At 65.7% G+C, this 7,789-nt stretch carries 7 protein-coding genes and 1 pseudogene; 5 read left to right on the top strand and 3 right to left on the bottom strand.

Translation table 11 applies throughout. From position 1 onward, the window contains the following. Positions 1-176: 176 nt before the first annotated feature. The 4 genes from argH to ACREC7_RS14610 all read left to right on the top strand — a co-directional run bounded on the left by argH (position 177) and on the right by ACREC7_RS14610 (position 5,914). Entirely contained in the window at positions 177-1,574 is a 1,398-nt protein-coding gene (argH, locus tag ACREC7_RS14625; RefSeq protein WP_431556422.1) for an argininosuccinate lyase, read from the top strand. A gap of 50 nt (positions 1,575-1,624) precedes the next feature. Continuing rightward, complete coding sequence (locus tag ACREC7_RS14620; protein WP_431556421.1) at positions 1,625-1,810, top strand: lipoprotein; 186 nt, start codon at positions 1,625-1,627, stop codon at positions 1,808-1,810. A gap of 16 nt (positions 1,811-1,826) precedes the next feature. Next, complete coding sequence (gene lysA / locus ACREC7_RS14615) at positions 1,827-3,125, top strand: diaminopimelate decarboxylase (protein ID WP_431556420.1); 1,299 nt, start codon at positions 1,827-1,829, stop codon at positions 3,123-3,125. A 65-nt stretch (positions 3,126-3,190) separates the two neighbouring features. Continuing rightward, positions 3,191-5,914, top strand: coding sequence for a TIGR02302 family protein (locus tag ACREC7_RS14610; protein ID WP_431556419.1), 2,724 nt, complete (start codon positions 3,191-3,193; stop codon positions 5,912-5,914). On the opposite strand, the gene hpt is transcribed toward ACREC7_RS14610, so the two are convergent. From hpt to ACREC7_RS14595, 3 genes and pseudogenes are all read right to left on the bottom strand, one after another. Beyond that, positions 5,911-6,459, bottom strand: coding sequence for a hypoxanthine phosphoribosyltransferase (gene hpt, locus ACREC7_RS14605; RefSeq protein ID WP_431556418.1), 549 nt, complete (start codon positions 6,457-6,459; stop codon positions 5,911-5,913). The two genes, ACREC7_RS14610 and hpt, sit on opposite strands and share 4 nt — an antisense overlap. Continuing rightward, a complete protein-coding gene (locus ACREC7_RS14600; protein WP_431556423.1) occupies positions 6,456-7,172 on the bottom strand; it encodes an FxLYD domain-containing protein in 717 nt (238 codons plus the stop codon). The genes hpt and ACREC7_RS14600 overlap by 4 nt, the downstream gene beginning before the upstream one ends. 216 nt (positions 7,173-7,388) lie before the next feature. After that, positions 7,389-7,451 (bottom strand): annotated as a pseudogene (locus tag ACREC7_RS14595) (hypothetical protein); the annotation flags it as partial. A gap of 140 nt (positions 7,452-7,591) precedes the next feature. On the opposite strand from ACREC7_RS14595, the gene ACREC7_RS14590 reads away from it, so the two are divergent. Then, the coding region (locus tag ACREC7_RS14590; protein ID WP_431556417.1) for an ATP-binding cassette domain-containing protein at positions 7,592-7,789 on the top strand (198 nt) is incomplete at its 3' end.

Below are 7,789 nucleotides of genomic sequence, written 5' to 3'. Positions count from 1 at the left end.
CCCCCCTTGTGGGGGAGGGATAGGGAGGGGGGTCCAACTTGGGACTCGTTCTTTACCCCCCTCCACTTGCGCGAGCCGCGCAAGCGTGCTCCCCCACAAGGGGGGAGCCGGGAGCAAGCTGCGCCTCTTTCGATCCATTCGACCCTACTCTTTCGCGGCTCTTGGAGCCTAGGCTAATGACCAACACCATGTGGGGCGGCCGTTTCTTAGCGTCCCCCGCCGCAATCATGGAGGAGATAAACGCCTCCATCGACTTCGACAAGCGCCTCTGGCGCCACGACATTCTTGCGTCCAAGGCCCATGCGGCGATGCTTGCCGATCGCGGCATCATCACCAAGAAAGAAGGCGAGGAGATCGCGCGCGGCCTCGACAAGATCGCGGCCGAGATCGAGGCTGGCACCTTCTCCTTCACCAGAGCGCTCGAGGATATCCATCTCAATGTCGAGAGCCGCCTCGCCGAGCTGATCGGGCCGGCCGCCGGCAAGCTGCACACGGCACGGTCGCGCAACGATCAGGTGGCGACCGATCTGCGCCTCTATGTGCGCGACGAGATCGACGCCATCGACGGGTTGCTCGCCGGCTTGCAGCTCGCGCTCGCCGAGAAGGCGCTTCTTCATGCCGCGACCGTGATGCCCGGCTTCACCCATCTGCAAACCGCGCAGCCGATTACCTTCGGCCATCACCTTCTCGCCTATGCCGAGATGTTCGGCCGCGACCGGGGACGCTTCGCCGATGCGCGGGCGAGGCTGAATGAGTCGCCCCTGGGCGCCGCGGCGCTCGCCGGCACGAGCTTCGCCATCGATCGCGACGCCACGGCGAAGGCGCTCGGCTTTGCAAGAGCGTCGGCCAATTCGCTCGACGCCGTGTCGGACCGCGACTTCGCTCTCGAGAGCCTGGCGGCAGCGTCCATCGCCGCCACCCATCTGTCGCGGCTTGCCGAAGAGATCGTGATGTGGACCTCGCCGCAATTCGGTTTCGTCCGGCTCTCCGACAAATACACCACCGGCTCATCGATCATGCCGCAGAAGCGGAATCCCGACGCGGCGGAGCTCGTACGCGGCAAGACCGGCCGCGTTGCCGGCTCCTTCCTCGCCCTGCTCATGGTGATGAAGGGATTGCCGCTCGCTTACGCCAAGGACATGCAGGAGGACAAGGAGCCGGTGTTCGACGCGCTCGCCTCGCTCAAGCTCGGGCTTGCCGCCATGACCGGCATGGTCGGCGATCTCGAGCCCGATGCGCGGGCGATGAAGAAGGCCGCCGGCCGCGGCCACGCCACGGCCACCGACCTTGCCGACTGGCTGGTGCGCGAGACTGGGCTTCCATTCCGCGAGGCGCACCATGTGACCGGCCGCGTCGTCGCCGTTGCCGACAGCAAGAAATGTGACCTGGCAAAGCTCGCCTTGGAGGACCTGAAATCGGTCGATCCGCGACTCACTGAGGACGCATTTTCAGTGCTCGATGTGAGCAAATCGGTCAAAAGCCGTAGTAGCTATGGGGGCACAGCGCCCGGAAATGTGCGGCGGGAGGCCAAAAAATGGATAAAGCGTTTGAAGAAGGCCGCCGGATCGCGATAAAAAGGACCTAAGGGCCGCCAACAAGGCTCAAGGTCAAAGGGGCACGACCAATGGGAAGCGCTTTGCGCGTCCTTCTCGCTATGGCGTTGATCCTGTCCGTGGGCTTGACCGCCTGCGGCAAACGGGGCTCGCTCGACCGGCCGAAGCCCTCCTACCCCGAGGCCAAGGCCGATCCCTCCACCAAGATGTCGCAAGCGCCTTCCCGCTCGCTATGGATTGACCGCTTGCTGCAATAAGGCTTTCTAAGCCTCCATGCACCATTTCACTTACCGGCAAGGAGTCGGCGGTGGGAGCATCCTGCACGCCGAGGACGTGAGCCTTGCCGATCTCGCCGCCTCTGTTGGCACGCCCTTCTATTGCTATTCGACGGCAACGCTCGAACGGCATTACCGCGTGTTCGCCGATGCCTTCGAAGGCGCGGACGCCGAAATCTGCTTCTCGGTCAAGGCCAACTCCAATCTCGGCGTGCTCGCGACGCTCGCGCGCCTCGGCGCCGGCATGGACGTGGTGTCGGAGGGAGAGCTTCGCCGCGTGCTCGCCGCCGGCGTTCAGCCCGAGAGGATCGCCTTCTCCGGCGTGGGCAAGACCGCTGACGAGATGGCCTTTGCGCTCGAAGAGGGCATCTTCGCCTTCAACGTCGAGTCGGAGCCCGAGCTTCGCACTTTGAGCGAGACGGCATCGGCGCTCGGGCTCAGCGCGCGCATCGCGCTCCGCGTCAACCCCGATGTTGACGCGCAAACCCATCACAAGATCGCCACCGGCAAGGCCGAGAACAAATTCGGCGTTCCGTATGGCGAAGCGCTTGCGCTTTATCGCCTGGCTGCCGCGCTCCCTGGTGTCGATCCGCGCGGCGTGCATATGCATATCGGCAGCCAGATCACCGACCTTGCCCCCTTTCGCAACGCCTTCGCCCTGCTCAAGCAGCTCGTCGACGAGCTCAGGTCGAACAGCTTCGCCATCGACTTCGTCAATCTCGGCGGCGGCCTCGGCGTGCCTTATCGCAGCGACCAGCCGGCGCCGCCGCTTCCCGCCGAGTACGGCAAGCTCGTGCGCGACACCGTCGGCGATCTCGGCTGCAAGCTTCTGTTCGAGCCTGGGCGGCTGATCGCCGCCAATGCCGGCATCCTCGTCTCGCGCGTCCTCTACGTGAAGCGCGGCGAGCCCAAGACCTTCACCGTCGTCGATGCGGCGATGAACGATCTGATCAGGCCGACTTTGTATGAGGCCTATCACGAGATTTGGCCCGTGGCCGAGCCTGCCCCCGGCGCACCGATGATAACGAGCGACGTGGTCGGCCCCGTCTGCGAGACCGGAGATTATCTTGCGCTCGACCGGGCCCTGCCAGAGCTCCGCTCCGGCGATCTCATTGCCGTGATGACGGCCGGAGCCTATGGCGCCGTGCTCGCCTCACAGTATAATAGCCGGCTGTTGGTGCCGGAGGTGCTGGTCGCCGGCGATCGCTATGCCGTGACCCGGCCCCGGCCTCACTACGGCGACATGCTGGCGGCGGAGCGGCTGCCGGATTGGCTCAAGCCCGAGCGGCGCGCATAGGGCCTCCTTTTAGCCCGCATCGCTCCCCAAATTACCCGCGTGCTTCACGCGTTGTGCTAAGCCTGATGAAGATGATGCGAAATTTGTTTGCCCGAAAGAACACACCCCCGGACACCGCGGAGGATAAGTCGCTCGCCCGCCGCTTCGAATGGCGCGTGGGCTTGAGCCGGCTTGCGCTGGTCGGCGAGCTTGTATGGGAGGCGCTGCTCTGGCCGTTCCTCGTGCTCGCGGCCTTTCTCATTCTATCGATGTTCGATCTGTGGAGCGCGCTCCCGCCGCTGTTGCACCGCGTCCTGCTCGTGGCCTTCGCCGTGGCGTTGCTCGTCTCGCTCCTGCCGCTCATTCGCTTCCCCATGCCGACCCGGGCCGAGGCTCTCAGGCATCTTGAGCGCGACGCCGATATCAAGCATCGGCCGGCCTCCTCCTACGAGGACAAGCTTGGCACCACGTCGCGCGCCGACACGGCACTCCTCTGGGCGGCGCATCGCGAGCGGCTGAGCCGCCTGGTGGCCAAGCTCAAGCCGAGTTGGCCTCTGCCGCGCACCGACCGCAAAGACCCCTATGCCATCCGTTCTGCGCTCCTGCTCGTGCTCGTCGTGGCTCTGCTCGCGGCCGGTCCCAATCGGTGGGATCGCATCGCCGCGGCCTTCACCCCCGCCGCGCGCATTTCAGCGGCGCTGATGCGCCTCGACGCCTGGGTCACGCCGCCGGTCTATACCGGCGTCGCGCCCATCGTTCTCGCCGACGGCAGCGAACCGGTCGGCACCGGCAACGAAACCTTCCGCGCGCTTTCGGTTCCGGAACGGAGCGAGTTGATCGTGCGCGCCTTTGCCCCGCGCGGCGAAGCCGTGAGCCTCGTGTCGCAACCTGATGACGGCTCTCCGGCGAACGCGGTCATTCCCAAGCTTACCGGCACCCAGGGTCTCCTGGAATTCAAGCTGCCGCTCAACTCTCCCGGCGCTATCGATGTGCGCGTCAGCGGCAACACCGTCGCCAAATGGCGCTTCGACCTCATCAAGGACGGCGTGCCCCAGATCGCGCTGATGGGCAATCCCACCACCACGCCGCGCGGGGCGCTCCGCTTGAGCTTCCGCGCCACCGACGATCACGGCGTGGCGAGCGCCGAGGCCCGCTTCGCGCTGGCCGACTCCGAGGAGGCCGGAGGCCTGGCGGCACAGGCTCCTGAGCTCGACGGCGGCAAGCCGGAGGCCGATCCCCTGCTGGAAGCTCCGCTCATGCCGCTGCAATTGCCCAAGGTCAACGCCAAGCTGGTCGAAGGCAAGGCCTCGCAGGACTTGACCGCCCATCCCTGGGCGGGCCTCAAGGTGCGCATGACACTCGCCGCGCGCGATCAGGCTGGGCAGGCTGGCTTGAGCGAACCCTACGAATTCATCCTGCCCGAGCGCAAATTCACCAAGCCTCTTGCCAAGGCCGTGGTCGAGCAGCGCAAGAGGCTCGTGCGCGAGCGGGATTCGGCGGCCAACGTCGCCATGGCGCTCGATGCCTTGACCATCGGCGGCGAGCGGGCGATCCCGGACAGTCCGGTGTATCTCGCCTTGCGCGACACCTATTGGCGGCTCGACACCGATCAGTCGCCCGAGTCGATTGCGAGCGTGGTGAGCCAGCTCTGGGACCTGGCGCTGCGCATCGAGGACGGCAACATTCCCGAAGCCGAGCGCGACGTGAAGGCAGCGCAGGACAAGCTGAGCGAGGCCCTGAAGCGGAACGCTTCGCCGGAAGAGATCGATCGTCTGGTCGATGAGCTGCGCAGCGCCCTGTCGCGCTATCTCCAGGCGCTCGCCGAGCAGGCGCAGCAGAAGGGCAATCTTCCCCCCGACCAGAAATCGCAAAGCGGCGAACAGGTCGTCTCCGACCAGGAGCTCGACAAGCTTCTCAACAATATCGAGCAGCTTGCCAAGTCGGGGTCCAAGGAACTCGCCGAGCAGATGCTGAGCGAGCTCAAGGACATTCTCGAGCGGCTGCAGACCGGGACCTTCTCCGACAACGCCAAGCAGCAGCGCGTCGGCAAGATGATGAAGGACCTGAACGACCTCGTCTCCAAGCAGCAGAAGCTGCTCGACGAGACGTTCAAGGCGAGGCGCGAGCAGGGCGGCAATCGGCAGAACGACGCCTTCAATGTGAGCCCGCCAGGCCAACCCATGGAGTTCGGCCCGGGCATCTTCATGGCGCCGTTCGGCACGCCGGAAGATCAAGGCTCGGACAGCGGCCAGAGCCCGGGCGGCAACGAGAGCGCGCAAGGAAAATCTGGCGGCCGCGGACAGCAACCGGGCGAGAAGGCGCAAGGTCAGCGCCCTGCTGGCGGGTTCGACGACCTCGGCAGGCGCCAGGGTGAGCTGCGCGACGCATTGCAAAGCCTGATCGACCGCTTCCGCATCGAAGGCGCGAACCCGCCTGACCAGTTCCCCCAAGCCGGCGAAGCCATGGGCGACGCTAAGGAGGCGCTTGGCCAGTCGAATCTCGACCGCGCCACGGACCAGCAGGGCCGCGCGCTCGAACAGTTGCGCCAGGGCGCCCAGTCGCTTGCCGAGCAGATGATGGAGAACGGCGAGACCCAGACCGGCAAGGGCCAAGGCAACAGCGGAAGGGACCCTCTCGGACGGCCCGACCGCAGCAATCGCCCCGACCTCGGCCTCAGCGTGAAGGTTCCCGACCAGATCGACATTCAGAAGGCGCGCGAAGTGCTTGACGAGCTCCGCCGCCGCCTTGGCGACCCGTCGCGGCCGACCTTCGAGCTCGATTATCTCGAGCGTCTGATCAGGCCGTATTAGCCCGACCCGGTCAATTCGCCGATAAAGGGAAGCTCGCGGTAGCGGTTGTGGAGATCCATGCCGTAGCCGACCACGAACACCGGCGGGCAGGAGAACCCAATAAAGTCCGGCGCGATCGGGGAAGCCCGCGGCACCTGCTTGTCGACCAGCACACAAGTAAGTACGTGGCAAGCGCCGGCCTTCACGAGAAGCGCCTTGGCGAAGGCCAGCGTCCGGCCCGAATCGAGGATGTCGTCGACGATGACGACGTTGCGGCCTTTAAGATCGCTCTCCACGTCGCGCAGCACCCTCACTTGCCCGCGCGAAACGCGTTCGCCGTCATAGCTTGCGAGGTAGATGAAATCGATCTCCGGGCTTAACCCTTGCCGGTGCAGCGCCCTGATGAGGTCGGCCGCGAAGATGAAGCTTCCCTTGAGCACGGCGACCACCATGAGGTCGTCGAGGCCCCGTCCGGCAATGTCGCGAGCGAGCTGCTCGACGCGGGTGGCGATCGCTTCGGCGCTGTACAGCGGCTTGATCGCGCCGCCCGTGCCCACGGCCGTCATTGCGGCTTGGCGAAGCGAACCTTGAGGCTGCTCACGTTTTCCGGCGCTCCGGGAATCTGTACGGTGAAGGAGGTCTTGGCGCCCGCACCGAGCGCCAGCACGTTGGCGGTGGACTGCGACAACTCCTTGCCGCTGTTATCCTCCAACCCGATTACCACCGTCGGCACGCTCACCTCTGCTGCGGTCAGGTTGACGATGTCGCCATCGACTTGCAGCACCCGCTCGGCTCCGGCGTTACTCCACGCCGAGCGAACATTCTCGATCTTGAGCCGGGGCGCGTTCACCGGCTTGCCCATCATGGCGTAAAGACGCGCCGAGCCGGGCAGCAGCGACACCACGGTCTTGGGTGCGAGCGCGACCATGGCGGCAAGCATGACGAGCAGGAGCGCGAGCACGCCCCAGCCAATGGCGACGGCAGGCGGCAGCTTCCGCTTGCGGCCCTCGGCGATGGGGACGTTGGTGGCCAATCCGGCATCCGGATTGACCAAGGCTCCGGCGTTGTAGCTGCCGAGATCGTCAGCTTCAGCCCCCGCGCGCGAATTTGCCCCCATGCCGGCGGCCGATCCGGCACCGTCACCGCGCATGTCGGGCTGCATCTCGTCTTCGCTGCCGAACATCGGTCCGGCTGGCTTCGCCGGCGGCGGCCGGTCGTTCGGATGCACGCCGTTGGTCGGCTTCGGTGCAAGACCCTGCTGGCTGGGAAACCGTCCCATGGCGTTGCCCAATCCCGGCGAAGCGGGACGTGGCCCCGGCGGAGCGGGACGTGCCGGTGCCGGACGGGGTTCCGCAGCGCGCGGCGGCATCGGCGCCGGCCGCGGCTGGACCGGAGGAGGCGTCGGCGCCGAAACGACGGCAGGCTTGGCCGGCTCGATCACCGCCATCGCCTGCCAGACATTGCCGCATTTGGAGCAGCGAACCTTGCGCCCCGTGGGCGGAATGACCGCCGCGGTCTCAAAGCGAGTATTGCAAGCGGGACAGATAATGACCGTCATCGTTCAGAACCACCACCGGCCGGTTTCTGCGGTCTCGCGCGACCGGCCCACGCCCTTGCCCAAATCCATTGATACCGGACAGCGAGTTCCGCATAAAGACGCAAGTTGGGGCGAATGTTAAGAGGATCGAGGGCGATCGCGTGATCCGCTTTGAAAATGTGGGGCTGCGCTACGGCACTGGCCCCGAGATCCTGCGCGACGTCACCTTTCATGTGGTTCCGGGGTCCTTCCACTTCCTCACCGGGCCGTCAGGTGCTGGCAAGACCACGCTGTTGCGCCTCCTGTTCATGTCGCTCAGGCCCACGCGAGGCTTGATCTTCGTTTTCGGCGATAACGTG

It is taken from the genome of Methyloceanibacter sp. (genome assembly GCF_050728395.1).
Classification (GTDB): Bacteria; Pseudomonadota; Alphaproteobacteria; order Rhizobiales; family Methyloligellaceae; genus Methyloceanibacter.
Note: the sequence above shows the minus strand (reverse complement) of the source record. Positions and strands in the feature narration are given on the sequence as shown.